Origin of the sequence: Rhodococcus sp. 06-1460-1B (assembly GCF_002258475.1) — a bacterium.
GTDB lineage: Bacteria > Actinomycetota > Actinomycetes > Mycobacteriales > Mycobacteriaceae > Rhodococcoides > Rhodococcoides fascians.
The window spans coordinates 158,098-183,987 of record NZ_NOYS01000019.1; the positions used below are offsets into that span (position 1 = coordinate 158,098).

The following is a 25,890-nucleotide window of genomic DNA, read 5'->3' on the forward strand; positions in this document are numbered from 1 at the left end:
CCCACCCCCAGTTCTCGCACCACCCCCGCTGATCTCGCACCCACCCCCGCTGATCTCGCAAACGCGCGCGCGTTTGCCAGGTGCGAGCGAAATAGGCCCCGAATCGGTAGCGAACTCGGACGCGTCTGACGAATGCGCGCGCGTTTGCTGCAGCACAGCCACGTCAGTCGACGTTCACACGACTGCGCGGCGGACCAGTAGGCGCGCTTCTCCCTCCCTCCCGCAGGGCGACCACGGTCCAGCCCGCGCCGACCAATGACAAGGCCAATACAGCTCCAATTGCGATCATGCGACAACAATGGACTGGTTTTACCGTGAATAGTTCAGTCCAGTGTGCGACAGTGGACTGCATGGACTCGTTCGACGCCACCGCGATCTCGGCCCCGGAGCTGGCAGCACGTATCGGCCCGTCGACGCTGCGCAACAGATCCGGTGGTCCGCTCTACCTCGAGATCGCCGACGAGTTGCGGCGGCTGATCGAGAACGGCGAGGTGTCGGCTCAGACGCGGCTACCCGCCGAGCGGGCACTCTCGATCAGTCTGGACGTCAGTCGGGTCACGGTGGCGTCGGCCTATCGCCACCTCCGCGAAGGTGGCTGGATCAGCGCCCAACGGGGCTCGGGCACATACGTTTCCCCGACGGGGTCGATGCCGGCCTGGAGTTCCCTCGCCGGCGACCGCGACACTGCGACACTGGAATTCGTCAACGCGTCACCGTCGGCTTCTCCTCTGCTGGCCGATGCGTACAGAACCGCGGCCGAAAGGATTCAGGGCCGATTCGCGTCCGGCGGCTATACCCCGTCCGGGCTGTTCGAGCTCCGCGAATCGATCGCCGCCTACTACCGTGGGCGCGGAGTGCCGACCACGGCCGAGAACATCCTCGTCACCTCCGGTGCCACCGACGCCATCCATGCCGTGTTGGCGACATTCACCGAGCCGGGCGCCCGCGTGTTGGTCGAGCACCCGACGTATCCGGGTGTCGTCGAACTCGTCCACTCACTCGGCGGCCGATGCATCCCGGTGCCCATCGACCCGGACGAGACCGAGCCGTTCGTGCCGGCCGCAGACCGTGCCGCACGTCAAAGCGCACCGACCCTGGCCTATTTCATGCCCGATTTCTCCAATCCATCGGGAGCTCGACTCCCCCTCGGCACCCGCCGACAGCTGTCCGCGACGATGCACCGCCACGCAGTACTGACCATCGTCGACGAGGTAGCAGCGGACCTGTCCCTCGACGGGTCGCCCGACATCGAACCCTTCGGGGCGGCAACGCCGGATAGTGCGACGGTGACGATCGGGTCGACGAGCAAGACGGTGTGGGGTGGGCTGCGAGTCGGGTGGGTTCGCGCCGAGGCAGGGCTACTGGCGAGGATCGCCGCCACCTATGCGCGACGCCAACTTTCGACGTCCATTCTCGATCAACTCGCTGCGGTCGAGTTGATGGGCAAATACGACGAGGTACGCCGAGTGCGCGCCGACATATCGAGAGTCGCACGTGATCACACCGTTGCTCTGATGCGAGATCGACTGCCTGATTGGCACTTTCGCGTTCCAGACGGCGGCCTGGCATTGTGGTGTTCCCTGCCCGACGGTCTTCGATCCAGTGCCCTTGTCGCCGAAGCTCAGACTCACGGCGTGCTGCTGGCACCCGGACTACGATTCGGGACGGGATATGCCTTCGACGACCGACAACGCATTCCCTTCACTCGTTCACTTCCCGACATCACCTCGGCTGTAGATATTCTCGCGCGCCTGTCTGCGGCGGGCAGGTCGACGGAAGTCGTCGCATCGAACAGGCCCGCGACAGTGGTCTGATCGACGCTGACACCCGCGCCCCCATGCCGGGTCGTACGTCAGGGCCGAAGAGCCGCGACGATCGACGCGATGCGACGGTCACGGGTGTCGGCGCGCTTGGCGTCGGCGACCGATCGTGCGTGCTCTTTTCTCTTCGACGGAGACAGTGCGTCGAATGCTGCGCGCACCGCAGGTTCGGCGTCGAGTGCAGTGGCGAGCTCGGCCGGTAGCTCGACGGTGCGCGGTTCGGCATCGAGTTCGATGGTCACGTCGACGGTGTCGCCGGCCTCGACTCCGAGCGTGGTGCGCACACTCTTGTTCAGGCCCAGCAGGTTCTCCCCGCCCATGCGCCCGATGCGTCCTGCCACCGTCTGCCCACCGATCGTGAACCGCACCGGCGGCGTCTTGGTGCTGCCGAGTGAGGCGACCTGGGCGTCGGTCAGCACGATCGCAGCCGCTGGGCCGCGAGGCTCGAGGACCGCGGTCAGTTGAAGAACCGTCGACGTCATCGGCACAGAATAGGCGCGACTACAGGGCTGAGTGTCCACAATTCGTGTCTGCAGGCGGAATCGCGCGCCGACGCGAAAAGTGGACAGCCAGCGCACCTACCTGTCAGGACTCCGATTCGATGATGCGCTTGATGGCCGCCAGGGTGCGCGGAATGCCGTCGAGCGCGGCCTTGCTGCGGGTGTCGATCTGCTCCTGCGCGGAGTCTCCGAATTTGCGGTGGAAGAAAGCGATGCCGTCGGGCAGGAAGTTCCAGTTCTCGGTCAGTCGGGTACCGCCGTCCACCGCTTCGAGTGTGTATCCCCAGCGAACGAAGTTGTCGCCGACGACCCACGCGAATTCGCGTCCGGGCTCGGCCGCTGCGACGGTCGAGACCGTTTCCCAGGTGCGGTCGGGAGTGGCGTTGCGTCCGGTGAACGTCGATCCCACACCACCGCCGTCGGGTTCGTTCCACCAGCACGCCTGGCAGATCGGGCTCCATTCACCTGTTCGAGTGACGTCGGATACGACGGCGTAGACGTCCTCGGGCGATGCGGCGACGACGACGGAATCGGAGAATTCGAGTGTGGTCATGGCTCCATTGTCCCTCGAGCGTCGCGCAGCTCTGAGCAGCGTCGCTGCCGACAGCAGAATCGTTGGCAGACAGCGCTATTGGAGTTCACACTCGAATCATGAGCGAGACACCCCGAATGTTCCCACCCGAACTCCGCGACCGACTCCTACGTCATCGAATCCTCGTGCTCGACGGCGCACTCGACGACGACAACGGCACCGTCCTCACCACCCACCTGTTGACGATGGCGGCCGAGAACCCGTCGGCCGATATCGCCCTGTGGATTCACTCCCCTGGCGGATCGGTGCCTGCCATGCTCGCGATCCGTGACGTGATGCACCTGATTCCCTGCGACGTCTCGACGTTGGTACTCGGATTGGCCTGCAGCGCCGGTCAATTCCTGCTGTCGTCGGGAACACACGGAAAGCGCTACGCACTACCGCATTCGCGGATTCTGATGCACCAGGGCTCGTCCGGCATCGGTGGTTCTGCTGTCGAAGTGGAGGTGCAGGCCAACGATCTTCGTCATACCCGCGATACGGTGCTCGGCCTCATCGCCGACGACACCGGGCAGACACGAGAACAAATATTCGACGACTCCTTGCACGATCGTTGGTTCACCGCGGACGCCGCGCGTGACTACGGGTTCGTCGACGCCATCGTCAGTTCGTTCGATCAGGTCATGCCTGCGCGTCGCGTGTCGTTCGGGATGGAGATGGCCCGATGAGTACGTACACCATTCCCAATGTCGTCACCCGTGATTCGCGCGGCGAACGCGTCGTCGACGTCTATTCGCATCTGCTCAGCGAACGCATCGTGTACCTCGGCACCGCACTGGATGCCGGTGTTGCGAATGCGATGATCGCGCAGCTGTTGCATCTGGAGGCCGACTCCCCCGATCAGGAAATCTCCATGTACATCAACTGCGAGGGCGGCGATACTGCGGCCATGCTGGCGATCTACGACACGATGCAGTTCATCGGATCCCCTGTCGCCACAACATGTGTGGGGCAGGCAGTGGCGGCCGGCGCGGTGCTGCTCGCCGCAGGTGCGCCGGGTCGACGTTCGGCGTTGACGCACAGCCGGGTGGTGTTGCATCAGCCTGCGGGGCAGGGGCGAGGCACCATTCCCGATCTCATTCTCGCTGCCGACGAAATCGTCAGGGTGCGCGCCGAAATGGAGATGATTCTGGCGAAACACACCGGACGCGATGCCGCGAAGATTCGGCACGACACCGACCGTGACCTGGTGTTGACGGCTCCGTCGGCGCTGCAGTACGGCCTGGTCGACCAAGTCCTCGAAGGACGACGTCAGGCAGCCATCAACGTCGCGTCTCCTCGCGACAGGTCGTGATGCGCCAGACCTGAAATTTCGGCCATCGACGTGCCGAGTGCCCCGACGACAGCCGCAAGGATCTCACTCGACGGGTCCTTGCGGCCGCGTTCGAGCTCCGAAAGATACTGCGGTGCAATCCCTGCGCGCGCCGCCGTGTCGGCGAGCGTGTCGCCGCGGGAGTGTCTGCGCTCGCGCAGCCGGCGACCGACCACCTCACGCCACAGCGGTTCCACTGCGCGTGCTGCTCGGCGCTCATCGATTCGTATGACCTCGCCCATGATCGGAGCCTAAGCCTCGATGCCAAGGAGGGTCGGCGATTCTGCTCAGAGCAGAGAACCTTCCGGTCACTCAGGCTTCGTCCATTCGATGGTGTGCCTGAATCCGACGCGATGTCGCATCGTTGCCCCGGGCAGTATCGCGTCGACCGACCGCTTCACTTCGTCGAAACTGAGCACCGGGTCCTTGACCGGGAAGGGTGCCGGCTGCTTTCCCGCTGAGCTCGGCCAGGGATGGCCGACGAAGCCGATCAGCGGGTTGGTCACGATGGATACGGCGTCCCACAGCAGATCCCGAGGACTTCGTGGCGCAGCCATACCCACGACGAGCAGCCGGCCGTTCGGCGCGAGAACACGCTCGACCTGGCGAAGCGTGTCGTCGATGTCGAGGTGGTGGAGAACGGCGATCATCGTGATCAGGTCGACGGATTCGTCCGCCCACGAGTCGAGTTGGCGTTCGGAGACAGTCACATTGGTGACGTCGGAGCACGCAAGACCTGTGCGGCGGCGCATGTCGGAGTCGATGTCGACTCCGGTGACGTGATCGAAATACGTTGCGAGAGAGTGCACGAGACCGCCACGGCCACAACCCACGTCGAGTGCCTCGCGTCGCCGGCTCGGCAGGTTGGCGAGAATCCAACTGTGGAAGTAGTCGTTGTGACTCCACGGATGCCGCGCATTCAGCGCTTGCACCCATTGAGCCCCCTTGCCTCCGATCAGCGAGGTTCCCATTCGTCTGAGCATGCGTCGAGTATCCAGGCCAGTGCCCGGCCATTGCGCTTGAACATGTTCAAAAATGGGTCTACCGTCCTTTTTGAACACGTTCAGAAAACGAGGTGACCGCATGGCCCGCACATCCGAGACGCGCGACAAGCTGGTCGAAGTGGCTCTTCGGCTGTTTCGCGAAGAGGGGTTCCAGGCCACGACCATGCGCCGGATAGCCGACGAGGCCGGCGTGTCGCTCGGCAATGCGTACTACTACTTCGCCGGCAAGGACGAACTGGTCAACGAGTTGTATGTGGTGATCCAGCGCGATCACCGCGAACGTGCGGAGCAGGTCATCACCCAGGGCGGGTCGCTGTCGGAGAACCTGGCCGCGGTTCTGCATTCCGGCTTGGACGTCCTGACGCCCTATCACGCGTTCGGCGGCGCTTTCCTCCAGCTGGCGCTGCCGACGAGGTCCAGCTCCAGTCCGTTCTCCGAGGAATCCTCCGACGCCAGAGCCATGGCCATCGATCTGATGCGCACGACGTTGGATGCATCGAAGCAGAAGGTACCCACGTCGCTGAACGATGCACTCCCGCTGCTGCTCTGGATGATCTACATGGGCGTCACGCTGCATTGGGTCACCGATTCGTCCGACAACCAGGCTCGCACCCGCACTCTGGTCGACGGGCTCGTGCCCGTCGTATCCAAGGCGGTTCGTCTCGCCCGACTCCCGGTTGCGCGCGGCCTGGTAGCCGATGTCGCCGGTCTCCTGAAACGAATGACCTCACCAGAAGGGTTGAGCCAATGACCGATTCACCATCGACCGTCGTCCTGTGCGGTGCCTCCGGCTACATCGGCGGGTATCTGCGCAGCTACTACGAGGACCGCGGCATCGACGTCAGGACGGTCGGACGCGGATCGTCCAGCGATGCAACATGGTCCGACCATCGCGGCCTCGTCGAGGTCCTGAACGGGTCCGATCTGGTGGTCAACCTCGCCGGCCGCTCGGTGAGCTGTCGCTACAACAAGACCAACGCCGATGCGATCATGTCGTCGCGAATTCAGACGACAGCCCAGCTCGGGCGTGCCTTGGCACAAGCGCACAATCCGCCGGCGCTGTGGGTCAACGCGAGCACCGGAACCATCTATCGCGATGCCCGCGACAGGTCGATGAGCGAACGGGACGGCGAACTGGGATCGGGCTTCTCGGTCGAGGTGGCCAGGTCGTGGGAGCGCGAACTGTTCGACGCCGACGTGTCGATTCGCAGAGTGGCACTGCGGTTGTCGATCGTGTTGGGCGCAGGCGGTGGGGCGATCAACCCCATCATCGATCTGGCGCGAGTGGGTTTGGGTGGCCGCATGGGCGATGGCAGCCAGATGTTCAGCTGGGTTCACGTCGATGATGTCGCTCGGACTCTCGACCATCTGTACGCCACCTCGGACATCGTCGGACCTGTCAACGTGGCGACACCGTTCCCGGTGACCAACGAGGTTCTCATGCACCAGGTTCGATCTGCTCTCGGTCGCGATCACGGACTGGCGACGCCGGCATGGCTGCTGAAGCTGGGCGCGCGGGTGATCCGAACCGAACCCGAGCTGGTCCTCAAGAGTCGGTGGGTCGAGCCGCAGGTGTTGACCGACAGCGGGTTCGACTTCCGATACCCGACGCTGGAGGGTGCGTTGGCCGACATCGCATCTCGGACTCGACCCGGCCTGCTCCCCGTCGCCCTCGGCTGACGGGGAGCTCCGAGCGCTACACCAGGGACGCCGAGAGGCCGCCGTCCAGAATGTAGTGACTGCCCGTGATCCATGTTGCGCGGTCCGAGGCCAGGAACAGCGTCACTTCTGCGATGTCCTCGGGTGTTCCCAGTCGGCCTTGCTTGGCGGCAACGAGATCGCCGAACGGGACCTGCGTTGCCGCCTCGAAGTCCGGAACGAGTCGTTCGACCATGGCGGTATCGGCAAACCCGGGGCATACCGCATTCACGCGTACTCCTGCGGCACGCATCTCGATGGCCGCGACACGTGTCAGCTGAATGACGGCTGCCTTTGTGGCGCAGTACGACCCGAGCAGCGCGGTGCCGCCGACACCAGCCAGCGATGCAATGTTGACGATGTTGCCCTTCGACTCGACAAGCGCACCGATCGCGGCTTTCATAACCAAGAATGTGCCCCGCACATTGACGGCGTAGATCTTGTCGAAACTCTCCGTGGACTGCTGCAGCAAAGGAGACGAAACCTCGATGCCCGCGTTGTTGACGACGATGTCCAGTCCGCCCAGAATCTCGACCGCGCCGGCGACGGCTCGCTGTACTTGGCTCTCGTCGGAGACGTCGCAGTTGGCGGTACCCTCGGCACCGATTTCCTGGGCCGTCGTCGCTGCAACACCTTCGTCGATGTCACTGACCACGACGCGTGCGCCCCGCTCGATGAACATCCGGGAGATGGCTTTTCCGATTCCGGCACCGGACCCGGTGACGAAGACTCGTTTGCCCTCGAACTCGCTCATACTGTGCTTCCCTTCGCTGGTGACGGTGCAGACATCGTGCTGCGTACTTCGGTCTTGAGGATCTTTCCCACCTTCGAGCGGGGCAGATCGGTCCAGATCTGAATCTCTTTGGGAGCTTTTACACTCCCGATCCGCGCCTTGACGTGTGCGATCAGATCGTCGGGGGACGCGTCGCGACCGGGGCGCAGAAGCACTGCAGCCGTAACTCGTTCACCCCACTTGTCGTCGGGAAGGCCGACGACTGCGCATTCCTTCACCGAGGAATGCGACAGCAGGGCCTGTTCCACCTCGGCCGAGTACACGTTGAATCCTCCGGTGATGATCATGTCCTTGGCACGATCGACGACGTAGAGGTAACCGGCCCGATCGAGGTACCCGATGTCTCCGGTGTGGTGCCAGCCGTGAGCGCCGACTTCGGCTGTGGCGTCGGGATTCTCGTGATATCCCTGCATCACGAGAGGTCCTCGGACCACGATCTCGCCGCGCTCCCCTCGATCGAGCAGACCGCCGTCCTCGTTCATGATCGCCACCGTCGTCAGTGGCGTCGGCTTGCCCGCCGAGGTGAACCGTTCGACCGCGATGGAACCGTCACTCCGGAAGTGATCGGCCGGTGCGAGCGTCGCGATCATGTTCGGTGCCTCGGTCTGCCCGAAGAGCTGCCCCAGCACCGGCCCGATTCGGGTCAGCGCCTCCTCCAACCGTGTCGGTGACATCGGCGCAGCCCCGTACCAGAGGCATCGGAGCGACAACAGATCCCGCGTGTCGAGGTCGGGATGGTCGAGTACCCCGTAGATGACCGTCGGCGGCAAGAATGCGTGTGTGATCCGGTGCTGCTCGATGAGTGAGAGAAACTCTCTGATGTCCGGAGCCGGCATCACGACGACGTGGCCACCCAGGCTCAGGATGGGGAATGTCAGTACCCCCGCCGAATGGGTCAACGGTGCCAGTGCGAGGTATCGGGGCCGGTCCCCGAACGGATAGCTCATCAGTGCCGTAGCCGTCGAGGTCATCATGTTCTCTTCGGTGAGTCTGACGCCCTTCGGTTTTCCCGTCGTTCCGCCGGTTCCGGCGATCATGGCGAGCCCGTCGGCCGGTCGCCTGTCGACGACCGAGTCCGAGCGGTGTTCGACGAGCCATCGGTCGTACGACAGTGCTCCCGGCACGTCGCCGTCCAGGCAGACGAGCCACTCCAGTTGCGGCAGGTGGTCTCTGATGCGGCCGACCAGATCCGCGAATGCTTTCTGGAAGAACAGGAATCGGCACCCGAACAGATCGAACAGTTGTCGATTCTCGTCGGCCTCGTTTCGCGGATTGATCGGACACCACACTGCGCCTGCGCGGGAGATTGCGAAAACGCACGTCAGGGCGAGTGGATCGTTACCGGAGAGCACCGCAATACGATCCCCGGTCTCGATACCGTTGTGTTGCAACGCTCCGGCGATGGAGACCGTGTCGTCGTACACCTCGCCGTAGCTCTTCGTGGTGTCACCCATCGTGAGGCAGGGGGCGTCTCGGCCCAGGGACATGCCCTTGTCGAGGTAGTCGGATAGCCGCATCGGCCGGGTCCTCAGCTGTGTGCTGTGACGACGGGGTCGAGCACCAGACCGAAGGCGCGGAGCACGCCGAGCAGTTCGCGGTGTCCGAATGCCTGGCAGCTCGAGGCGAATCCGACCTTCTTGGGCGGCCCCTGCAACACGTGTGCCGCTGCGAATGCGTTGAGCAGAGCGGTCTGCTTGTAGTTGCAGTTGCCGTGAATCACCGTGTGCACGCGGCCGAGTGGGCCCGATGCGTAGACCGAGTCGAGGGAGGTGTTGATGCGGGGATTCTCCCGCGGCGGTGTCTCACTGCGCACCGACGCCGACACCGTGTCGATGATGTCGTACTTCTCGGCGTCGGTCTTGCCTTCCATCTGCGCCATTGCGCCGGCGATGATCTGAGGCACGGCGAGCATGAGGGGCTTGTTCATCACCCCGCCGTAGGCGCGGGCGTTCGCGACTCGAGGGTCGTTCTTGAACCACACCGGATGCGACGTACCGCCCCACGGCAGCGCCAATCCCAGATCGTGCTGGCCCGGCACGACCACCTGGAACACCCCGTCGTCGGGCCATTCCACGTACTCGTTCTGTTCGAGGTAGTACGCCTTGGAGAAGGCGGCATTGGTCAGGATGGTGTTGGTCGACGCGACCGTCGGATGCCCCTTCCAGAAGACCTCGATGTCGAGGGTGTCCAGACCCGGGGTCTCGAGGCAGATGTTGGCTGCGATCTCACCGATGCTGTACATCTGCGCCAAACCCGGTGTCAGAACGATGTTTCGGGCGGCGAATTCTGCACCGTACTTCTTCTCGGCATCGATGATCCAGTCCTGCTCACCGGTGGTGTCGGTGTAGTGCGCACCGATCTCGATGCATGCCTGCGCCACCTCGTGTCCGAACCGCGAGAACGGACCGACCGTGTTGAGCACGATCTCGGCTCCTCGAAACGCTTCTGCCAGTGCGGAAGCCGTGTGCTCGACCTCCACAACGTCGTACTCGACCGTCTCGACGCCGGGGACGGCGTCGACGATGCCCTTGACTCGGCTTTCGTCGCGGCCGGCGGCCAGGAAGGGAATGTTGTACTCGCGCAGGTATTCGCAGATCAGTCGCCCGGTGTATCCCGATGCCCCGTAGACGACGACGCGCTTGTCGGTTGGCATGAAGAGTCCTCTCGTGATCGGCCGTCGTCGGACGGGCCGAGGTTGATCGAGCCGTGAAGCACCGGAGGCAGGTGTGCATCCACCCCTCTGACGTGTGCTGCGGATCACACTAAGTTAGAATTTGTACACACGTCAAGGTTTTTCTTGACGACTGCCCAGAATCCGGTTTTCGACGGCCGGGCATACACTGATCAGCGAAACGCCGCGCGGAAAGGACACCGAACATGACCCAGACGGTCGATCCGCGCGCGCGCATCGAGGAACGTGCCCGCAACAAGTTCGAGTCCAAGCGAACCGAGCTGGCCGAGGCGACGCTCCACACGCTGGCCGAGCTGGGGTACGCCCGCACGTCGTTGCGGGAGATCGCGCAGAACTCCGAGTACTCGCACGGCGTTCTGCACTACTACTTCACCGACAAGCTCGACCTCATCACCCACGCAGTTCGCCAGTACGAGGCCATCTGCGTCACCCGGTACGACGAGGTGGTGGCCAACGCCGTCGACGCCCCCGGCCTGTACGCGGACTTCGAGACGAAGTACTTCGCCACCCTGGTGGCGGACGCCGGAATTCATCGACTCTGGTACGACCTCCGCAACCAAGCCCTGTTCGACGGTTCCTTTCGAGGCGACGTCCTGGACATCGAGGAACGTCGCGAAGACATGATCTGGCGCGTGGTGACGAAGTACTGCGAGCTACGCGGCTCCGAGTCGGCCCTCGACCGCCCCTCTGCCTACATCCTGCTCGACGGGATCTTCCAACGCGCCTTGCTGCACCATCTGGCGGGCAACACATCCGAAGTCGACGCAGCCCGAGCGCAATTGACGGCCGCGTTCGCGTTGTTGGACCATCCCAACGTCACGACTTCTTGATCTTCTCCAACGGGTAACCGCCGACCACCACGATGATGAAGACGTAAGCAGCCAGACCGGCCAGCTCCCAAGTCGTTCTTTCACGGTGAAAGTCGGAGCCGATCCATACGATTGGCACCACAGCCATCACGGAACTGACCGTGCACCAGATTCCGACCGATCGATCGGCTCGTGCACGCAGTCGGGGTGTCGATTTCACCGTGTCCGACACTCGTGCACCGTAGTAGTCGGAATGCGTTGCCCTGCCGCGGAATCCGACGGATGCCGCGTACGCGAACACGACGAACCACAGCATCAGCATCAGCATCAGCACGGTGTTCATGCGCTATGCTGCGGACGCTCGACGTCGACTCTTCAGTTCACGGTAATTCCGAATCGTGTTGGAGCAAGCCCACGCCGCAATGAGGGGCACCAGGAATCCGGCTGATGCGGTAGCGGTCACGAACACCAGAACAACGACGGCGTAGGCAATCAGTGTCACCACTACTGCGTCGACTTTCCGCCCGATCGACGACCCCGGTATGACGACGATTCCTGGGAACCTCGGAGACTCGGCCAGTGCGCGAACTGCCGCAACACATGCAGCGAGACCGCCCACAATCATGAACGAGAACAGCAACACTTCACCGAAGCCCTTGTCGGCCCAGTCTATTCGTGGGTCGAAGATCCCGTGGATCAGCGATGAGAGGGTCGGCACCGACGCGAAGTACCCCAGATACAGCAGCACAATGGGTCCCGCGAGCCCTGCTACTGCTCCCCGATCGGCCATACCGAACGGTATCAAATTGGGGCGACGTCAGCGGGAAGTTATGTTTTTCGTTTCGATCACCGTCGCGAACTCGCCGTGCAGGTTGGTTGCCGCGATGGCAGACAGTGTTGCGGCAGGTACGACTGTCCCGTCGGGCGCGACGCGATCGAAGGTGTGCGTCGCGTCTATGACGAAGTAGGTGTCGTAGCCGAGATTCCCAGCCATCCTCGCGGTGGTCTCACAGCAGTGGTTGGTGGTGATTCCGCAGATGACCACCTGGTCGATGTCCTCGCCGCGTAACCAGGCATCCAGATCGGGAGTTCCGTAGAAGCTCGAATTGACGCGTTTGCGAACGAGCAGATCCGGAGTCCCGTCGAGCATGTCCTTGAAGCGATGCCCGTCCTGCGTCGGCGACAACGGCGACTGCGGATCGTCGGAATCGTGCTGAACGAATACCACGGGCCAAGCCCTGGATTGCCAGAACTGAACGAGCTCAGCAATATTGGCCTCGCACGACGGGTTGTCCCGTGGACCCCAGAATTCCGAATCGTCGAAACCTGCCTGCACGTCGACGACGATCAGCGCAGGTCGTGCGAGGGATATTGATGAAGCCGTCATTCGGACCAGACTAGTCGGGAACAGAGGCTCAGGCCACATGCCGGGTGGCCCCGTACCCACCCTCGTTTCCGTTCGATCAGCACACGGTAATGCACGGTAAGCTGTGCACCGTTCTGCGTGAATTGTACTGAGCTGCACTGTCACCGAGTGAATGCCCGGAACGCTGCTCACCACGCAGGAGAAGGGCCGGAAGACCGCCGACCCGCGGTACGTGCTCGCCTCGACCGAAAACTACCTACTACCCGGCATGTGGCATGCTATTCGACTAGGTCGAACTCCCAATTGACGCGTTGGATCTCCAAGTCCACCAACCGAATCTGCTTGGCAACATCATCTGCGGCAGAACGTAATTCGGCAACCGGAAGAGCTGCGACGTAGACCAATTCCGACCTCAGTTGACGTGGGCCGTATCTGTGCTCCTGGTTGCGTCCCGATGCTGCGTCCGCGGCCGCAGAGATCGCCTTGTGTCGCATACGCAGCACGTCGCGGGACGCGAGCGCATCGGTGATGGTTCCATCCCGCACCGCGGCAGCACTGTTGGTTCGGTTGATCCTACGGATGAGAACTTCGAGACGATCGAGCGCAGAGTTGTACTCGGACAACAAGATCCCTGCATCCTCAGCCGGTGATTCACCGTCTTGGTGGCGAGCGTTCGCCAGAATCCGAACCTTCAGATGTTCGGTGCGCTTGATCAGTTCCCCTCGTTCAGCGAGGGCCTCGGCAAGCTTCATGATCTGCACCTCGGTGTAGTGGAACCGGAGGTGGGATAGCTACGGGCGCTCATGCGCCTTTCGACGTGTCGAATGTGTTCATGACTCAAGAAGTACCACAGTTCTGTGGCCGGCGATAGGCCTGCTTTCAAGATCCGGTTGGGAAATCGGAACGCCCCGGGTGGATGCTCGTCGAGCATCCACCCGGGACTTCAGTCGAATTATCGCGTCGCGAGTTCGTAGATCAGTAGTCCGGAGAGCGAGAGGATGGAGAGGAAGCCGAGCACGCCGAGTGCGTTCTTCCACCACGTGTTTCGGAGATCGCCCATCAGTTGGCGGTTGTTGCTCATCACGTAGATCAGGAAGCCGAGAAATGGTGCCACCAGCACGGTCAGAGCTTGAGCGACGATGATCAGTTGGATCGGCGACGACGTGAACATGATTGTGATCGCAAGACCGAATGCCAGGATGGCGGCGCAGGTCATCTTGGCCGTAGGGGTGCTGGGTGACGCTCCCCGGCCCAGTGCGTCGGAGAGCATCGTGCCACCGGCGGTTGCGTTGGCCACCATCGACGAGAATGCGGCACCGGAGAGTCCGAGAGCGAAGATGGTCGAACCGACCGGGCCGGCAATGGGTTCGAATATTTTGGCGAGGCCGACCAGTGTCGCTGCCTCGGTGTCCTGGCGTCCCAGAACAGCTGCGGCGACCACGATGACGAGCGCGGTCATGATGCCGGGGGCAACGATGCCGGGAACAGTGTCCGCGATCGAGGTCTGACGGTATTCGGCCCGAGTTCGTCCGCGCTCGTGAATGCCGTACGAGGTGAAGAAGGCGGCGTTGAGCGAGAAGTTGGTACCCACGAGTGCGACGATCAGCAACAGGCTGCCCGGTGGAGCGGTGGGGACGACTCCACTGACGGCTGTGTACCAGTCGGGTTTTGCGATGACGGCACTGATGACGAACGCAGCACCGAGAAGCCCGACGATTACCAGAAGTACACGCTCTACAACTCGATACACGTTGCGAAACAACAGAATCAGGGCGACGAACACGGTGCAGGCGATGGTCCATATCAGCGGTGAACCGCCGAACACCATCGAGAGCCCGAGGCCGGAGCCGACGGCGTTACCCACCGAGAAGCACAGCGTGATGATGAAGACGCCGAATCCCGCAGCGACGCCGACCTTCTGGCCGAGGACGTCTTTGACGGAGCTGATCATCGATTTCGGGGTGCGAATTCCGAGCCGGACACTCATGTCCGCGTACACCAGCATGAACACCGTCGAGAGCACGATGACCCAGATCAGGCTGTAGCTGTATTTGCTGCCGGCTTCGACGGCGCTGGCGAGGTTGCCGGGGCCGAATTGCCATGCACCGGCGATGAATGCGGGGCCGGCCATCGCGATGGTGCTCAGGAAGGCTCTCCATTTGCCGGAGCGGGGTGCGGGAGTTTGCGAAGTTCGCACGGCTGCGGACGGTACCACCGGTGTTGCTTGGTGCTGACTCATTGCGAGCCCTTTCTCGAAGCACTTTTCCAGCCGGCGACGTGGCGCACGTCTGCTGTCGGCCTGATGTGGCAAGGGGCGAATACGTGGGGTGGATCTGATGCAGAGCTCGGCAGTCCAACCGAACGGACTCGACCCGGTCCGCGTGTGCGGTGATGCATGCCGAAAGAAGTGGTGCTCGGTGCCCTTCCGGGCCGTAGCGGCTACTACGGAAGGGCACCGAGGGTAGGGAGTGACCGTCGACCGGGTCAGACCAGCGCAGGTACTACCGAGCCGAGGTTCGCGGAATCGAGTGCCGCTGCGATCTCCTCGTGGGCACCCGCAGCGAGCGGAAGCAATGGCGAACGCACGGTGGCGTGTTCGAGGATGCCGCGGTGCACGAGGCCTTCCTTGAGGGCGACGGTGCCTTCCATGTGGGATCCGCGGTGGTAGACGTTCGCGGTGACGGGCAGCAGCCGGTCGTGAATGGCGCGCGCTGCCGGGTAGTCCTTGGCCTTGCCTGCCGCGATGAGCTCGACGAGCGGCTCGGGTGCGAGGCCGCCGTACCCCACCAGCAGGCCGTCGACGTCGAACATGGTGTGCAGCAGGTACTCGTCGTGGCAGCTGAGGATCTGCAGTTCGGGGTTCTCCTTGCGCAGCACCGGAATCTCGCGATCCCAACGACGCATGTTGCGGACACCGTTCTTGGTGGCGAAAACGCCTTCCTGAGCGGCAATTTCGAGCTGGGTGTCGAGGTTGTACGTCGCCTTGGTGACGTCGGGGTACTGGAACAGGATGAGCGGCAGGCCCGAGCCTTCGTACAGTGCCTTGTACCGATCCTGCGGCGCACCGTCCTGGTATCCGAAACGCAGCCATCCGTGCGACGGGTAGACCAGACCGGCGGATGCACCGGCGTCGACTGCACGCTTGGCTTCCTCGACCGATACGGCGGTGCCCTCACCGGTGATGCCGGCGACGATCGGGAGCTTGCCGTCCACCGAATCGCGGAACGCACCGATGACCTTGGCCTGCTCGGCCTGCGTGAGGAACGTGCCCTCGCCTGCATGGCCGAGGACGACCAGGCTCTTGACCCCGTCGACACTGCCGAGCCACGACCCCAGTCGCTGTATCGCGTCGTAGTCGACCTCGCCGTCGCGGGTGAAGGGCGTGATCGGTGCCGGGCTGAGTCCGCGGAGATCGAGTGAATTCATGGTGACGTCCTTTTCGAGAGGCGGTTGGGAACGTTGTCGGGAACGTTTGCATGACGCTAAACCTGCGACCCCGAATGTGTCAACCATCACTTCGCCGACCGAGAGGTGACAGGGCTCGCACACGGCACCGACCCCTCATGCAACACTTCATGCAAACGTTCCTGGGACGTTTGCATGTGCGATCAGCTGGGGATCGGTAAGTTCGGTCCTGTCGTGCGATCGGGCCGATCGATCAAGGAGGTGTGGATGCGTCCCACTCGAACCGGGCTCTCGGCGGAACGGACGGACGTCGTCACGCTCCGCGACGTCGCCAAGGCGGCGGGCGTCAGTGTGTCGACGGTCAGCCGCGTGCTCGACGACCGCGTCGCCCCCTCCCGTACCGCGACGGCCGTCCGGGTGAGAGAGATCGCCGAGCAGCTGGGCTATCGGCGCAACACGTTCGCGTCCAACCTCAGGCGCGGTGCAACGGCGACCATCGGAGTGTTGGTTCCGCGCCTGTCCGACACCGTCATGGCCCTGATGTTCGAGGCGATCGATCGGGCCGCGGGCAAAGACGGCTATCACGCCATCGTCGCGACCAGTGGCGACGACCCCACCGACGAGTGGAACGCCGCGCAGTCCCTGCTCGAACGCAATGTGGACGGCGTCGTTCTCGCCACCAGCCGAACCGACGATCCTCTCCCCAGCCACCTGCGCGACAACGGCATTCCGCACGTTCTCGTCCTACGAACCGACGGCAAGAGTCCGTCGTCCATCGGCGACGACGAGACAGGCGGGTACCTGGCAGTTCGACACCTCATCGATCTGGGCCACACCGACATCGCGGTTCTGACCGGTCCGCTGTTCACCTCAAGCGCCGTCGGACGGCTCGCGGGTGCCCGACGTGCTCTCGACGAGGCCGGCGTGTCACCGAGGTCGGAGTGGACTGTCGAAACCGGTTACGGAATCGAAGCGGGCGCGCGCGCAGGACACGAATTGTTCGACGCCACAGACCGTCCCACCGCGGTCTTCGCGGCCAACGACAATCTGGCCCTCGGCGTGTTGTCCGCAGCTCACCGCCACAATCTGGCCGTCGGCGTGGACCTGTCACTCGTCGGATACAACGACATTCCCCTCGCCCAATTGCTGCCGGTGCCGTTGACGTCGGTGCGTACCGCGTTCGATCAGATCGCCGGCACCGCGATGGATCTGTTGATCAACGGAACCGACGACTCGGCGGCCGTACACAAAGCGCTCCCCACCCTGATACCCAGGCAATCGTCGAGCCGAGCAATCCGCTGACAAAACGTACCGGTCTGTCCGTGTCGGGTTCCTTGTATCAGGTACAACGATCTATCGTGTAGCCATGACGACGTCCAGTTTTCGGCCGCTCTACGCGCGGTCAGACTCGGACGTGCGCGTAGAGAACGACCAGAAGACAGCCATCCGGGAGACGCAACCGGAAGTGCATGCGACGCGCGTTGGCCGGCTCGGTTGGCGCTGGTTCCTTGCGTCGGCCATCGCCGCGTGCGTCGCGGTCGTTGCGCACGCCTACTTCTTGGGATGGACGACCCCCTTCGGTCTGTTCGGCAACGGAATCGACACCATCGTCTATCGACACGGTGCATACGTCGTTCAGCATGGCGAGCCCCTCTACGAGTTCGCATTGTTCGACATCGGCCTACCGTTCACCTACCCGCCCTTCGCGGCGTTGGCCTTCGCCCCGCTCGCCCTCCTCTCGGTCACGAGCGCTGTGACGGTGGTCCAGGCGATCAATCTGTTACTGATCTACGTGGCCGTGGTCGCTAGCTGGCGCGCGCTCGGATATCGAAGCGCAACAATGTATCTCGTCAGTGTCGGATTGGCAGTGGCACTGACGTGGCTCGAGCCCGTCCGCATGACCATCTGGCTCGGCCAGATCAATGTGCTTCTACTGGTTCTCGTTCTGCTCGATCTCACCCGCGGCGAGGGCAGTCGGCTCCGCGGTGTGGGGGTCGGCATCGCTGCAGGACTGAAACTGACGCCCGCATTCTTCGTGCTTCATCTTCTCGCACAGAGACAGTGGCGAGCAGCCGTCACGGCGATCGCTGCGTTCACAGTGACCGTGCTTGCAGGACTGATCGTCATTCCCGCAGATTCGTGGAGATTCTGGACGTCGACGATGATCGACTCGGAACGAATCGGCGCACTGGCCTCACCCGCCAACCAGTCGATTCATGGCGTGTTGGCTCGACTGTGGCCGGGCAACACACCTCCCTTCGCCGTGTGGCTGGCGCTCGCCCTCGTCGTCGCCGCCCTGGCGCTGTGGGTGGCGGCACGCGCACAGGCAGCCGGAAAGACGTTGCTGGCCCTGACGATATGTGGAATAGCGACGCCGATGGTCTCGCCTTTCGCGTGGGGCCATCACTGGGTGTGGTGCATTCCGCTGACCGTCCTCGCTCTCGACTACGCCAACCGACGCCGAACCTGGTGGAGTTGGCTGGCCCCGATCGCCGTGACCATGCCGATGATTGCCTGGTACTTCACCGACTACCGCGGCATCAAGGCCATCGGAATCTTCATGTTCGAGGGCTCCCCCGCCTTCGAGTTCGCCGTCCAATTCACCTATCCCGCGGTGTTTCTGACGACCCTCGTCGTTGTTTTCGTCGGTCTGAGGATCAGGCCCACTGCGGGCCATGACGATGCTCGCCAATAGGTGCACACGCGTCCCACAGATCCGGTGACCGTCCTGCTCACCAGGGATGGGCAGCGATCATCTCTGTACATCTACTGCCCAGGACATTGACGCGACATCCGACCGCGTCCGAGCCCCACCCAGATTTCCAAACCGACTCGTCTGTCGAAATCGCGAGGACAGCGCTACGATCTTCGATACAACGGACCGAGCGGTCTTGGACATGGAGGGACACAATGCCGTATTTCGGTTTGCTGGTCATGCTGCTGTGGGTGTTCTGTCTGATCGACGCGATCACCGCAGACGAGGGTGGCATCCGCTATCTGCCCAAGATCGTCTGGATTCTGCTCATCGTTTTCCTCCCGTTCGCTGGGTCGTTGGCCTGGCTCGTTGCGGGCCGACCCGTCGGTGCTGGGATTTGGGGAGGTGCCGGCGGGTCCGGATACGGTCGCGCGAGCAACTCCGCTTACCCCGAGTACGAGACGCGGCCGGGACGTCAGGCCGCCCAGAATCCGGATGCGGACGCCGAATTCCTCCGGCAATGCCGCGAACGAGCCGAGGAACAGCGACGCATCGAACGCGAGCGTCGTAAGCGCGATCTCGGGTTCTAAGACGCCGCTACTCGACAGGATCGTGGGAATGCGCTCGATCGTTCTGATTCTCACCACCCTCGGCTTCGTGGTGGGGCTGCTTCCCATGGGCGCTCACCTCGTCGAGCTGGCGTTGGCCCCTGACATCGCATCACCTGAGATCTATTACGGCGCGTACACGCCGCTGTCCGGAGTCACGATGAATTCGGACTATGTGAATGCGCTGGATCTGTCCTTCGAGGTGCGTTCACGCACTTGGTTGTGGCTGTGGCTCGCTCCGTTCGCGGGATCGGCGATAGGAGCCGTCCTCGCCGTTGTTCTGTACTGCAATGGTTTTCGAATCACACGCAGGCGCGACGCCGACTAGCGATCAGCGCTGTATCGCAGGCGAGTCGATAACTCCCCATCTCGACGGTGGCAGCACTATGAATCTGGCCTTGCCGATCACATTCTCGATGGGGACCGTTCCACCCAGCTCGTCACGGGAGTGTGCCCTCGAATCGGCTGAGCCGCTTCGATTGTCGCCCATCATCCACAGATTGCCGGACGGTACGTTCACCGGCCCGAAACAGCGACCGGACTGCGGAACTGTTGCGCAGGTGAGTGTGTCCGCGTCGTAGGGGAAGTCGAACGCGACGTAGGGCTCGTCGAGCGGCTGCCCGTCGACCTCGACTCTTCCTTGCACATCGCAACACTGGACGGTTTGCCCGCCTGTTGCGATCACCCGTTTCACGAGGTCGTTCTCGTCGGGCGCGACGAGTCCGGCCCACGATCCCGCGTCCTGCAACGCCTTCACTCCTGCGTTGCTCGATCGGCTCGACGTGTATCCCCTGTTCCACGACTCCGTCGGAGCCTTGAACACCACCACATCACCCGGCTGCGGATCTCCGAATCGAAACGTCATCTTGTCCACCACGATTCGATCGCCGGTACAACCGGGACAGCCGTGCAGCGTGGGTTCCATGGACTGCGACGGGATGAGATAGACACGGCCGACAAAAGTTTGCAGCAGCACACTCAGTAACAATGCGACCACGACCAGAACCGTCAACTCTCGTAACCAGGACGGCACCCGACGACGGGTCGCATCGGAATTCGCAGCGGCAGTCATACCAGCAGCCTAGGGCCACAAGTTTGCGTATCGTACTGAGCATGTTGTTTCTCGGCCTCCTGATCGCCGCCATCAGCGCGGCCACGATGACTGTCGCGACGCTGCAGCTGTCACAGGTGAACGAGGGCCACTATCTGCCGATGACCATAGGCAAATTCGCAGTTCGTTCACCGGGGACAGTGACGGCCCTCCGAGTGGGTGCGCAGGCCATCGCGGCCGTGGGTGCATGGATAGTGGCTGTAGCGGTCCACAACCTGACGACTGCTTCTGCTGCCCTCGTGCTTCCAGCGGCGGCCCTGATCCTGCCGATCGCCGTACCGGTACTGGTGATCACCGCCCAACACAACCGGTGCCTGACGACGTCGGGTATCTGACGCCGATTCACCTACCCACCATGCTGTTTCGGTTCATACTGGGCCGGTGAAACTTGTCGGAGTGAGCGCGGTCGCTGTGGTGTTGCTCGCCTGCGCCTGCTCCCCCGCCGAGGTGGACGAGCCGAAGTCGCCAGTCGCATCGATCAGACCGACGCAATTCGCCTCTCCGCCACCGCCCATCACCGACGATGTGCCGACCGCAGCCCAGTTGACGGCTCTGTTCGCAGCGAGCGTGGACTACTCGATTCGCGAAGAAGACCGAGCTCGATTGTTCGACGGACCGGCCGAGAACAACGTGCGGCTCGCACGCGCCTGGGGCGCTCAGCCGGAACCGCAACACATCGAATTCACAACCGTCGCTTCGACCGGTCCCGATTCGGTGGAGGCCATGGGTGTCGGAACTTTCCGAAGCATGGACAGTTATCCCGTCGGACCGATGTCATTCGTGCGATACGACAATCAGTGGAGAGTTCCGCGTGATATCGCCTGCCGCTTGGTGGGCGCGTTCGACGGCCCTGACGCCTGTCGGTGAGCGTGTCCTCGGCGCGTTCACCGGTTCGGACTGAATCGCTCCAGCCGGAGTCAGTTGACCTCGGGCGCAAGGAAGTACGCGAACACGTAACTGATTGCAGTCAACGCAATTGTCACCATCAGCTGTATCGGCGGCTCCGCGCTGTCCGACGCGACCATCGCCGAGGAAGCGCTCGCCCATGCCGAGAGTCCGGCAACGAATAGTGTCACCACTGCCGCAGTGCACAGGGCGAATCGGTGTCGCCATTGTTTTCGACCGCTAGGCGGCCACGGCACCGCAGTCTTCAGTGCGTACTTTCCGCCGACCACCGCCGCGAATCCCACCAGCAGTCCACCAATTGCACCGAGTACGGCTGGGAGAGTCAGATCCAACCACTTGCCATCGATGACCGGTGCGATGAGTACCGCCGACGTGACTACCCCACTCCCGGCGGCCACGCTCAGCTCCCTGCCGACCCAGTCCATGGGACTCACCCAAACACATGGCCTCACCACCCTCGAATCGGGTGCAGCTGAGCGCGGCTATCTGCACCCGATTCAGGTGGATTGGGAGGCAACGGGTGCCCACGCCGAACTGCTCCGGCCGAGTCACGAAACGGGACTGAACCCCGCCGCAAACGCGCGCGCTTTTGTCGAATGGCCCTCTCTGGCGGTCGAAATTGGCGACGAATCCGCGCGCACCTGACGAATGCGCTCGCGTTTGCGCCGCCACGCCGACCCGACGCCGACCCCCGAGCATCGATCTAAGACCGCATCCGTCCGTCTATGCGGCGGATAGCCTTCCATCCCGCAGGAGTAGCGACGGTGCAGATGATCGCGCCGAACATGATTCCCTGACTCAGGGCCGACCAGTGGCCGGGGCTGTCTCCGAACACCGGCCACTTGTAGATGATCGCGAGTACAGCGAGGAAGACAACAGCGCGCATAACTCGAACCCTACCTAAACCAACTCTCCGGTATCCTGGCTGAACGGGACAAATCAGACCCATACGAGGAGCCTGAGATGCAGAAGCCATTTCGCGAGTGGGTCATGACCGGCGCGTTGAGCAAGAAGTGCGGCGCAACTCGCGCCGACTACATCAACGCTCTGGCACTCACTCCTGCAGTCGGCGTCGGCTTCCTTCTCATGCAGCTACTGGTGAACTCGGAATCCACCGCCCTCGATATCGCAGCAGGATGTCTCGGCGGCACCATTACCGGCTTCCTGTATCTCTATCTCGCGTATCGGGTCGATTCACGCAAGAAGCAAGACCCTGCTCCCGCACCGATACTGGGGGCACGTCCGACACGGCTGTGAGGCACCACCCTCGTAGCCGACTCACACGCCGACCGGAGTACCTAGAGGCCTCCCGCAAGAGTGGCGTCTACATCGTCCTGGCGGAGGTCCACGCTCTCGCAGACCTTCGCAAACGCGCGCGCGTTTGCCGAACGCTCCCATAATTGCCACACCGTTCCGGGCATTTCTGACAAGTGCGCGCGCGTTTGCGAACGATCCGGACCCGCACCTCGCCGCTCACCCCTACCGGCGGATCAATGCGACTTTGTTGCACTCCAAGCGACTGCAAGCCACATTGATCCGCAATGGGGAGCCGCGCGAGGGGTCAGCCGCACGTCGGGGAGCCGCACGAGGGGTCAGCGTCGTTTCGACGAGTACATGCGTTCGTCCGCGATGTGCAGTAACTTCTCGGGGCTGACGGGTTTGTCCCAGCTCCATCCGACGCTGACCGATGCGGGTACCGGAACACCGTCGATGAGGTACGGGCCGGCCAGTAGCAACCGCACTCGTGCGGCGAGGCGTTCGACTCCGTCGGCCGATCGGGAGCTACGCAGCAGAGCGACGAATTCGTCGCCTCCGGTGCGGCAGGCGATGTCTCCGGCGCGGAGGTTGGCGCGGATGCGGGCTCCGATGGCGGCGAGCAGTCGGTCGCCTACTGCGTGGCCGTATCGATCGTTGACGGATTTGAAGGAGTCGACGTCGACGAACAGGATTCCGACCGGGGTTTCGTCGGCGGCTTCCTTGAGGGCCTGAAGTTCTGCCATCAACCGTCGGCGATTGGCCAGGCCGGTCAGGTCGTCGATCAACAGTTGGCGCTCGAGTGCCGCCTCGGCTCCCTTCCGGGCGGTGATGTCCTGGATCTGGGCGATGATGATGTCGTCGCCGTCGTTGTCTCGAACCACGGTGGCGTTCCGCTGGACCCAAATGGTGGCTCCGTCCTTGCGGATGTATCGCTTTTCCGATGCCACGCTGGTGAGGGTCCCGCCGGCCAATTCGGCGAGGTGTTCGTCTGCCATCGCGATGTCGTCGGGATGTGTCAGGTCTCGAAAGGTTTTCTGCAGCAGTTCTTCCGAGGTGTATCCGAGGAGATCGCACAGTGCTTTGTTCACTTGCAGCCATCGGCCGTCGATCGTCAGTAGCGCTTTGCCGATGGGCGCGTATTCCATGGCGATCTGGAAGAGGCGGACGGCACGGTCGCGTTCGCGTTCTGCCTCGGCACGGGCACTGACGTCGACGACCATTGCCGTGAATCCGACGACGACGCCGCCGACGATATCGGGGACGTAGGTGGCCTGGGTGACGCGTACGACGCCGTTGACGTCGATGAGTGTGCGGTCGAACTGTTGCTGCTCGCCGGCGAGCGCTCCCGAGATGTAGGGCTTGTTCAGTTCGTACAGTCCCTCACCGAGGAGCTCGCTGATGTGCATACCGACCAGGCGCGCCGGCTCGATGCCGAAGTAGTCGGCATAGACCTTGTTGGCGAAGACGTTGCGCTCCGAGCTGTCCCAGTAGCCGATCATCGACGGCAGCTGATCGATGGCGCGTGCCAGTTGCCCCACTGGATACGTGCGCTGATCGGCCATTGACCACCCCTGGATATTCGTTGAGCCGACAACCGACAACGCTACCGAAAATAGCCCCTTCGTGGGGCGTTCGTCGGTGCGTCTTCAATAAAACATATGAGTGCGCAAGTGCGCACGCATATGTACAGTGAACGCATGCTTCGGCACAATCACACTTTCCGACGCCTGTTCACCGCACAGGTGGTCGCGCTCGTGGGCACCGGGTTGCTGACGGTGGCGCTCGGGCTCCTGGCCTACGACATCGCCGGCAGCGCCGCCGGAGCCGTCCTCGGCACCGCATTGGCCATCAAGATGATCTCGTATGTGGTTGTTGCGCCCGTCGTTTCGTCACTGACCGGCACCTTGCCGCGCAAGCTCGTCCTCGTCGCCGCGGACCTCGTCCGAGCGCTCACCGCGCTGGCGCTCCCCTTCGTCGATCAGGTGTGGCAGGTCTACGTCCTGATATTCGTGCTGCAGGCGGCGTCGGCCACGTTCACACCCACCTTTCAGGCCGTCATCCCGTCCGTCGTGCCGGACGCACAGCAGTACACCCGCGCGCTCACGCTCTCCCGCCTGGCCTACGACCTCGAATCCCTGGTGAGCCCGCTGATCGCCGCCGCACTGCTGACGGTAGTCACCTTCCACACCCTGTTCGTCGGGACGGCGGTGGGGTTCGTCGCCTCCGCAGCAATGGTGGTCGGCACAGCCCTTCCCAGATACGTTGCACCACAACACAAGAAACCGCTCGACGGCATAGCGACGTTCGTCCGGCAGCGGGAACTCCAGGGTCTGCTGGCGCTGAACATCGTAGTCGCCGCAGCCACGGCTCTCGTACTCGTCAATACCGTTGTGTACGTGCGTGATCTGTTCGGCGGTTCGAGCACCCAATTGGCCGTCGCCCTCGGCTGTTTCGGTGCGGGGTCGATGGCGGCGGCGCTGCTCGTTCCGAGAACCCTCGAGCGGATCTCCGACCATCGCCTCATGCTCGCCGGTGCCGCCGTCGCTGTCGTCGGCACCGCAGCCGCAGCACTCGTCGCCACCCTCGGCGGCGGGCCGACCGCGTGGACCGCTCTGGCGATCACGTGGTCGATCCTGGGTATCGGCACCTCGCTGATCAACACGCCGTCGGCGAGGATCTTGCGACGAGAGTCGGACGAACACAGCCGAACCTCGATCTTCGCTGCTCAGTTCTCCCTGTCCCATGCGGCGTTTCTGCTCACGTATCCGTTGGCCGGTTGGGTCGGGGCGCAGTTCGGACTGCTCGCCGCGGCGACGGTGCTCACGGCCTTGGCTACACTTGCGGCACTGTCCGCAGCACGCCTGTGGAGTCGCTCCCGAATCCCGGTCGCCGCCTCCGCATGAGGAGACGCCGTCCACAAAGGAGACACCTCGATGCCACCGAAGAAGGAACAGCGCATCAGTCTCCATCACGAGGCACAACCCGACTCCGCGCGACTGGCGACGGCAACCGACACGTTCCGGATGCTGTCCGATCCCACTCGGCTGCACATACTCTGGCTACTCGATCGCGGCCCCGCCGACGTCAGCGAGCTCACCGCGGCCACCGGCACGTCCCGCACTGCCGTCAGCCAACATCTGGCCAAGCTCCGGTTCACCGGTCTGGTCGAGACTCGCCGCGACGGTCGCAACGTCATCTACAACCTCGCCGACGGGCACCTCGCTCGACTGGTGCGTGAGGGCCTCAATTTTGCCGACCACAAGGTGACCGGTGAACCCCCGCACGAGTGACCTCCGAACCCCAACGCGCCCACAGCAGCCCG

At 63.1% G+C, this 25,890-nt stretch carries 33 protein-coding genes; 16 read left to right on the forward strand and 17 right to left on the reverse strand.

Annotation, left to right across the window (positions count from 1 at the left end; genetic code table 11):
* The first annotated feature begins 350 nt into the window (after positions 1-350).
* A complete protein-coding gene (yczR, locus tag CH268_RS08910; RefSeq protein ID WP_094663402.1) occupies positions 351-1,814 on the forward strand; it encodes a MocR-like transcription factor YczR in 1,464 nt (487 codons plus the stop codon).
* 38 nt (positions 1,815-1,852) lie between these two features.
* Here the strand turns inward: yczR and CH268_RS08915 are convergent, their stop codons facing one another.
* Positions 1,853-2,302: a YdeI/OmpD-associated family protein gene (locus tag CH268_RS08915; protein WP_032371834.1), complete on the reverse strand. Its 450-nt coding sequence runs from the start codon at positions 2,300-2,302 to the stop codon at positions 1,853-1,855.
* A 103-nt stretch (positions 2,303-2,405) separates the two neighbouring features.
* Entirely contained in the window at positions 2,406-2,873 is a 468-nt protein-coding gene (locus tag CH268_RS08920; RefSeq protein WP_094663404.1) for an SRPBCC family protein, read from the reverse strand.
* Between the two features lie 98 nt (positions 2,874-2,971).
* Here CH268_RS08920 and CH268_RS08925 point away from each other — a divergent pair, with 98 nt between their 5' ends.
* Positions 2,972-3,580: a ClpP family protease gene (locus CH268_RS08925; protein ID WP_094663406.1), complete on the forward strand. Its 609-nt coding sequence runs from the start codon at positions 2,972-2,974 to the stop codon at positions 3,578-3,580.
* Positions 3,577-4,206 carry a ClpP family protease gene (locus tag CH268_RS08930; RefSeq protein WP_032374960.1) on the forward strand — a complete coding sequence of 210 codons (630 nt, stop codon included), beginning with the start codon at positions 3,577-3,579 and terminating at the stop codon, positions 4,204-4,206. Before CH268_RS08925 ends, CH268_RS08930 begins: the two co-directional genes overlap by 4 nt.
* Here CH268_RS08930 and CH268_RS08935 read toward each other — a convergent pair.
* Positions 4,164-4,466: a helix-turn-helix domain-containing protein gene (locus tag CH268_RS08935; RefSeq protein ID WP_032371831.1), complete on the reverse strand. Its 303-nt coding sequence runs from the start codon at positions 4,464-4,466 to the stop codon at positions 4,164-4,166. The genes CH268_RS08930 and CH268_RS08935 overlap by 43 nt on opposite strands.
* A gap of 66 nt (positions 4,467-4,532) precedes the next feature.
* On the reverse strand, positions 4,533-5,207 hold the full coding sequence (locus CH268_RS08940; RefSeq protein WP_217900901.1) for a class I SAM-dependent methyltransferase: 675 nt from the start codon (positions 5,205-5,207) through the stop codon (positions 4,533-4,535).
* Positions 5,208-5,307: 100 nt separating this feature from the next.
* Here CH268_RS08940 and CH268_RS08945 point away from each other — a divergent pair, with 100 nt between their 5' ends.
* Together CH268_RS08945 and CH268_RS08950 are read left to right on the forward strand one after the other, a co-directional pair.
* A complete protein-coding gene (locus CH268_RS08945) occupies positions 5,308-5,979 on the forward strand; it encodes a TetR/AcrR family transcriptional regulator (protein ID WP_094663410.1) in 672 nt (223 codons plus the stop codon).
* Positions 5,976-6,908: a TIGR01777 family oxidoreductase gene (locus CH268_RS08950; RefSeq protein ID WP_094663412.1), complete on the forward strand. Its 933-nt coding sequence runs from the start codon at positions 5,976-5,978 to the stop codon at positions 6,906-6,908. Before CH268_RS08945 ends, CH268_RS08950 begins: the two co-directional genes overlap by 4 nt.
* Positions 6,909-6,924: 16 nt before the next feature.
* On the opposite strand, the gene CH268_RS08955 is transcribed toward CH268_RS08950, so the two are convergent.
* From CH268_RS08955 to CH268_RS08965, 3 genes are read right to left on the reverse strand one after another with little or no spacing between them, the layout of a single operon-like run.
* Entirely contained in the window at positions 6,925-7,680 is a 756-nt protein-coding gene (locus CH268_RS08955; protein WP_048317602.1) for an SDR family NAD(P)-dependent oxidoreductase, read from the reverse strand.
* Positions 7,677-9,236 (reverse strand): AMP-binding protein, encoded by a 1,560-nt coding sequence (locus tag CH268_RS08960; RefSeq protein ID WP_094663414.1) that lies wholly within the window; start codon positions 9,234-9,236, stop codon positions 7,677-7,679. Before CH268_RS08960 ends, CH268_RS08955 begins: the two co-directional genes overlap by 4 nt.
* 11 nt (positions 9,237-9,247) lie before the next feature.
* The gene (locus CH268_RS08965) at positions 9,248-10,372 is read right to left on the reverse strand and encodes a DUF5938 domain-containing protein (protein WP_032386519.1); all 1,125 of its coding nucleotides are present in this window, start codon (positions 10,370-10,372) and stop codon (positions 9,248-9,250) included.
* 224 nt (positions 10,373-10,596) lie between these two features.
* On the opposite strand from CH268_RS08965, the gene CH268_RS08970 reads away from it, so the two are divergent.
* Positions 10,597-11,241, forward strand: coding sequence for a TetR/AcrR family transcriptional regulator (locus CH268_RS08970; protein WP_027495545.1), 645 nt, complete (start codon positions 10,597-10,599; stop codon positions 11,239-11,241).
* Here the strand turns inward: CH268_RS08970 and CH268_RS08975 are convergent.
* The 6 genes from CH268_RS08975 to CH268_RS09000 form a co-directional block, all read right to left on the reverse strand.
* Entirely contained in the window at positions 11,228-11,563 is a 336-nt protein-coding gene (locus CH268_RS08975) for a hypothetical protein (protein WP_094663416.1), read from the reverse strand. The two genes, CH268_RS08970 and CH268_RS08975, sit on opposite strands and share 14 nt — an antisense overlap.
* A 3-nt stretch (positions 11,564-11,566) precedes the next feature.
* The gene (locus tag CH268_RS08980) at positions 11,567-12,010 is read right to left on the reverse strand and encodes a hypothetical protein (RefSeq protein WP_094663418.1); all 444 of its coding nucleotides are present in this window, start codon (positions 12,008-12,010) and stop codon (positions 11,567-11,569) included.
* Positions 12,011-12,037: 27 nt separating this feature from the next.
* Positions 12,038-12,607, reverse strand: a complete 570-nt coding sequence (locus tag CH268_RS08985) for a cysteine hydrolase family protein (protein ID WP_094663420.1) — start codon at positions 12,605-12,607, stop codon at positions 12,038-12,040.
* A gap of 257 nt (positions 12,608-12,864) precedes the next feature.
* Entirely contained in the window at positions 12,865-13,338 is a 474-nt protein-coding gene (locus CH268_RS08990; RefSeq protein ID WP_032386796.1) for a DIP1984 family protein, read from the reverse strand.
* A 200-nt stretch (positions 13,339-13,538) separates the two neighbouring features.
* Complete coding sequence (locus CH268_RS08995) at positions 13,539-14,717, reverse strand: Nramp family divalent metal transporter (RefSeq protein ID WP_032383150.1); 1,179 nt, start codon at positions 14,715-14,717, stop codon at positions 13,539-13,541.
* Between the two features lie 353 nt (positions 14,718-15,070).
* On the reverse strand, positions 15,071-16,012 hold the full coding sequence (locus tag CH268_RS09000) for a dihydrodipicolinate synthase family protein (RefSeq protein WP_027495540.1): 942 nt from the start codon (positions 16,010-16,012) through the stop codon (positions 15,071-15,073).
* Positions 16,013-16,258: 246 nt separating this feature from the next.
* Between CH268_RS09000 and CH268_RS09005 the strand changes: the two genes are divergently transcribed.
* The 4 genes from CH268_RS09005 (at position 16,259) to CH268_RS09020 (ending at position 19,622) form a co-directional block, all read left to right on the forward strand.
* A complete protein-coding gene (locus tag CH268_RS09005; RefSeq protein ID WP_094663818.1) occupies positions 16,259-17,293 on the forward strand; it encodes a LacI family DNA-binding transcriptional regulator in 1,035 nt (344 codons plus the stop codon).
* Positions 17,294-17,357: 64 nt separating this feature from the next.
* Positions 17,358-18,686 (forward strand): glycosyltransferase 87 family protein, encoded by a 1,329-nt coding sequence (locus tag CH268_RS09010; RefSeq protein WP_094663422.1) that lies wholly within the window; start codon positions 17,358-17,360, stop codon positions 18,684-18,686.
* A 215-nt stretch (positions 18,687-18,901) separates the two neighbouring features.
* Positions 18,902-19,276, forward strand: coding sequence for a PLD nuclease N-terminal domain-containing protein (locus tag CH268_RS09015; RefSeq protein ID WP_027495537.1), 375 nt, complete (start codon positions 18,902-18,904; stop codon positions 19,274-19,276).
* A gap of 28 nt (positions 19,277-19,304) precedes the next feature.
* A complete protein-coding gene (locus CH268_RS09020) occupies positions 19,305-19,622 on the forward strand; it encodes a hypothetical protein (protein ID WP_094663424.1) in 318 nt (105 codons plus the stop codon).
* A 3-nt stretch (positions 19,623-19,625) separates the two neighbouring features.
* Here CH268_RS09020 and lepB read toward each other — a convergent pair whose 3' ends face one another.
* On the reverse strand, positions 19,626-20,366 hold the full coding sequence (gene lepB, locus CH268_RS09025; RefSeq protein WP_094663426.1) for a signal peptidase I: 741 nt from the start codon (positions 20,364-20,366) through the stop codon (positions 19,626-19,628).
* A gap of 41 nt (positions 20,367-20,407) precedes the next feature.
* Between lepB and CH268_RS09030 the strand changes: the two genes are divergently transcribed.
* Positions 20,408-20,740 (forward strand): hypothetical protein, encoded by a 333-nt coding sequence (locus CH268_RS09030; RefSeq protein ID WP_094663428.1) that lies wholly within the window; start codon positions 20,408-20,410, stop codon positions 20,738-20,740.
* Between the two features lie 46 nt (positions 20,741-20,786).
* Entirely contained in the window at positions 20,787-21,272 is a 486-nt protein-coding gene (locus CH268_RS09035) for a hypothetical protein (protein ID WP_094663430.1), read from the forward strand.
* Between the two features lie 50 nt (positions 21,273-21,322).
* On the opposite strand, the gene CH268_RS09040 is transcribed toward CH268_RS09035, so the two are convergent.
* The gene (locus CH268_RS09040) at positions 21,323-21,709 is read right to left on the reverse strand and encodes a hypothetical protein (RefSeq protein ID WP_141215108.1); all 387 of its coding nucleotides are present in this window, start codon (positions 21,707-21,709) and stop codon (positions 21,323-21,325) included.
* Between CH268_RS09040 and CH268_RS09045 the strand changes: the two genes are divergently transcribed.
* Positions 21,684-21,956, forward strand: coding sequence for a hypothetical protein (locus tag CH268_RS09045; RefSeq protein WP_141215109.1), 273 nt, complete (start codon positions 21,684-21,686; stop codon positions 21,954-21,956). The two genes, CH268_RS09040 and CH268_RS09045, sit on opposite strands and share 26 nt — an antisense overlap.
* A 58-nt stretch (positions 21,957-22,014) precedes the next feature.
* Here the strand turns inward: CH268_RS09045 and CH268_RS09050 are convergent, their stop codons facing one another.
* A complete protein-coding gene (locus CH268_RS09050; protein ID WP_027495532.1) occupies positions 22,015-22,197 on the reverse strand; it encodes a hypothetical protein in 183 nt (60 codons plus the stop codon).
* Positions 22,198-22,274: 77 nt separating this feature from the next.
* On the opposite strand from CH268_RS09050, the gene CH268_RS09055 reads away from it, so the two are divergent.
* On the forward strand, positions 22,275-22,568 hold the full coding sequence (locus CH268_RS09055; RefSeq protein WP_094663434.1) for a hypothetical protein: 294 nt from the start codon (positions 22,275-22,277) through the stop codon (positions 22,566-22,568).
* Between the two features lie 335 nt (positions 22,569-22,903).
* Here CH268_RS09055 and CH268_RS09060 read toward each other — a convergent pair whose 3' ends face one another.
* A complete protein-coding gene (locus CH268_RS09060) occupies positions 22,904-24,130 on the reverse strand; it encodes a sensor domain-containing protein (protein ID WP_094663436.1) in 1,227 nt (408 codons plus the stop codon).
* Positions 24,131-24,265: 135 nt separating this feature from the next.
* Between CH268_RS09060 and CH268_RS09065 the strand changes: the two genes are divergently transcribed.
* Positions 24,266-25,471, forward strand: coding sequence for an MFS transporter (locus tag CH268_RS09065; RefSeq protein WP_094663820.1), 1,206 nt, complete (start codon positions 24,266-24,268; stop codon positions 25,469-25,471).
* 30 nt (positions 25,472-25,501) lie between these two features.
* Positions 25,502-25,858: an ArsR/SmtB family transcription factor gene (locus CH268_RS09070; protein ID WP_032366952.1), complete on the forward strand. Its 357-nt coding sequence runs from the start codon at positions 25,502-25,504 to the stop codon at positions 25,856-25,858.
* Positions 25,859-25,890 lie beyond the last annotated feature (32 nt).

Coding starts and splice junctions, on each gene's coding strand:
- yczR (WP_094663402.1), top strand. CDS start 351: ATGGACTCGTTCGACGCCACCGCGATCTCGGCCCCGGAGCTGGCAGCA.
- CH268_RS08915 (WP_032371834.1), bottom strand. CDS start 2,302: ATGACGTCGACGGTTCTTCAACTGACCGCGGTCCTCGAGCCTCGCGGC.
- CH268_RS08920 (WP_094663404.1), bottom strand. CDS start 2,873: ATGACCACACTCGAATTCTCCGATTCCGTCGTCGTCGCCGCATCGCCC.
- CH268_RS08925 (WP_094663406.1), top strand. CDS start 2,972: ATGAGCGAGACACCCCGAATGTTCCCACCCGAACTCCGCGACCGACTC.
- CH268_RS08930 (WP_032374960.1), top strand. CDS start 3,577: ATGAGTACGTACACCATTCCCAATGTCGTCACCCGTGATTCGCGCGGC.
- CH268_RS08935 (WP_032371831.1), bottom strand. CDS start 4,466: ATGGGCGAGGTCATACGAATCGATGAGCGCCGAGCAGCACGCGCAGTG.
- CH268_RS08940 (WP_217900901.1), bottom strand. CDS start 5,207: ATGCTCAGACGAATGGGAACCTCGCTGATCGGAGGCAAGGGGGCTCAA.
- CH268_RS08945 (WP_094663410.1), top strand. CDS start 5,308: ATGGCCCGCACATCCGAGACGCGCGACAAGCTGGTCGAAGTGGCTCTT.
- CH268_RS08950 (WP_094663412.1), top strand. CDS start 5,976: ATGACCGATTCACCATCGACCGTCGTCCTGTGCGGTGCCTCCGGCTAC.
- CH268_RS08955 (WP_048317602.1), bottom strand. CDS start 7,680: ATGAGCGAGTTCGAGGGCAAACGAGTCTTCGTCACCGGGTCCGGTGCC.
- CH268_RS08960 (WP_094663414.1), bottom strand. CDS start 9,236: ATGCGGCTATCCGACTACCTCGACAAGGGCATGTCCCTGGGCCGAGAC.
- CH268_RS08965 (WP_032386519.1), bottom strand. CDS start 10,372: ATGCCAACCGACAAGCGCGTCGTCGTCTACGGGGCATCGGGATACACC.
- CH268_RS08970 (WP_027495545.1), top strand. CDS start 10,597: ATGACCCAGACGGTCGATCCGCGCGCGCGCATCGAGGAACGTGCCCGC.
- CH268_RS08975 (WP_094663416.1), bottom strand. CDS start 11,563: ATGAACACCGTGCTGATGCTGATGCTGATGCTGTGGTTCGTCGTGTTC.
- CH268_RS08980 (WP_094663418.1), bottom strand. CDS start 12,010: ATGGCCGATCGGGGAGCAGTAGCAGGGCTCGCGGGACCCATTGTGCTG.
- CH268_RS08985 (WP_094663420.1), bottom strand. CDS start 12,607: ATGACGGCTTCATCAATATCCCTCGCACGACCTGCGCTGATCGTCGTC.
- CH268_RS08990 (WP_032386796.1), bottom strand. CDS start 13,338: ATGAAGCTTGCCGAGGCCCTCGCTGAACGAGGGGAACTGATCAAGCGC.
- CH268_RS08995 (WP_032383150.1), bottom strand. CDS start 14,717: ATGGCCGGCCCCGCATTCATCGCCGGTGCATGGCAATTCGGCCCCGGC.
- CH268_RS09000 (WP_027495540.1), bottom strand. CDS start 16,012: ATGAATTCACTCGATCTCCGCGGACTCAGCCCGGCACCGATCACGCCC.
- CH268_RS09005 (WP_094663818.1), top strand. CDS start 16,259: ATGCGTCCCACTCGAACCGGGCTCTCGGCGGAACGGACGGACGTCGTC.
- CH268_RS09010 (WP_094663422.1), top strand. CDS start 17,358: ATGACGACGTCCAGTTTTCGGCCGCTCTACGCGCGGTCAGACTCGGAC.
- CH268_RS09015 (WP_027495537.1), top strand. CDS start 18,902: ATGCCGTATTTCGGTTTGCTGGTCATGCTGCTGTGGGTGTTCTGTCTG.
- CH268_RS09020 (WP_094663424.1), top strand. CDS start 19,305: ATGCGCTCGATCGTTCTGATTCTCACCACCCTCGGCTTCGTGGTGGGG.
- lepB (WP_094663426.1), bottom strand. CDS start 20,366: ATGACTGCCGCTGCGAATTCCGATGCGACCCGTCGTCGGGTGCCGTCC.
- CH268_RS09030 (WP_094663428.1), top strand. CDS start 20,408: ATGTTGTTTCTCGGCCTCCTGATCGCCGCCATCAGCGCGGCCACGATG.
- CH268_RS09050 (WP_027495532.1), bottom strand. CDS start 22,197: ATGCGCGCTGTTGTCTTCCTCGCTGTACTCGCGATCATCTACAAGTGG.
- CH268_RS09055 (WP_094663434.1), top strand. CDS start 22,275: ATGCAGAAGCCATTTCGCGAGTGGGTCATGACCGGCGCGTTGAGCAAG.
- CH268_RS09060 (WP_094663436.1), bottom strand. CDS start 24,130: ATGGCCGATCAGCGCACGTATCCAGTGGGGCAACTGGCACGCGCCATC.
- CH268_RS09065 (WP_094663820.1), top strand. CDS start 24,266: ATGCTTCGGCACAATCACACTTTCCGACGCCTGTTCACCGCACAGGTG.
- CH268_RS09070 (WP_032366952.1), top strand. CDS start 25,502: ATGCCACCGAAGAAGGAACAGCGCATCAGTCTCCATCACGAGGCACAA.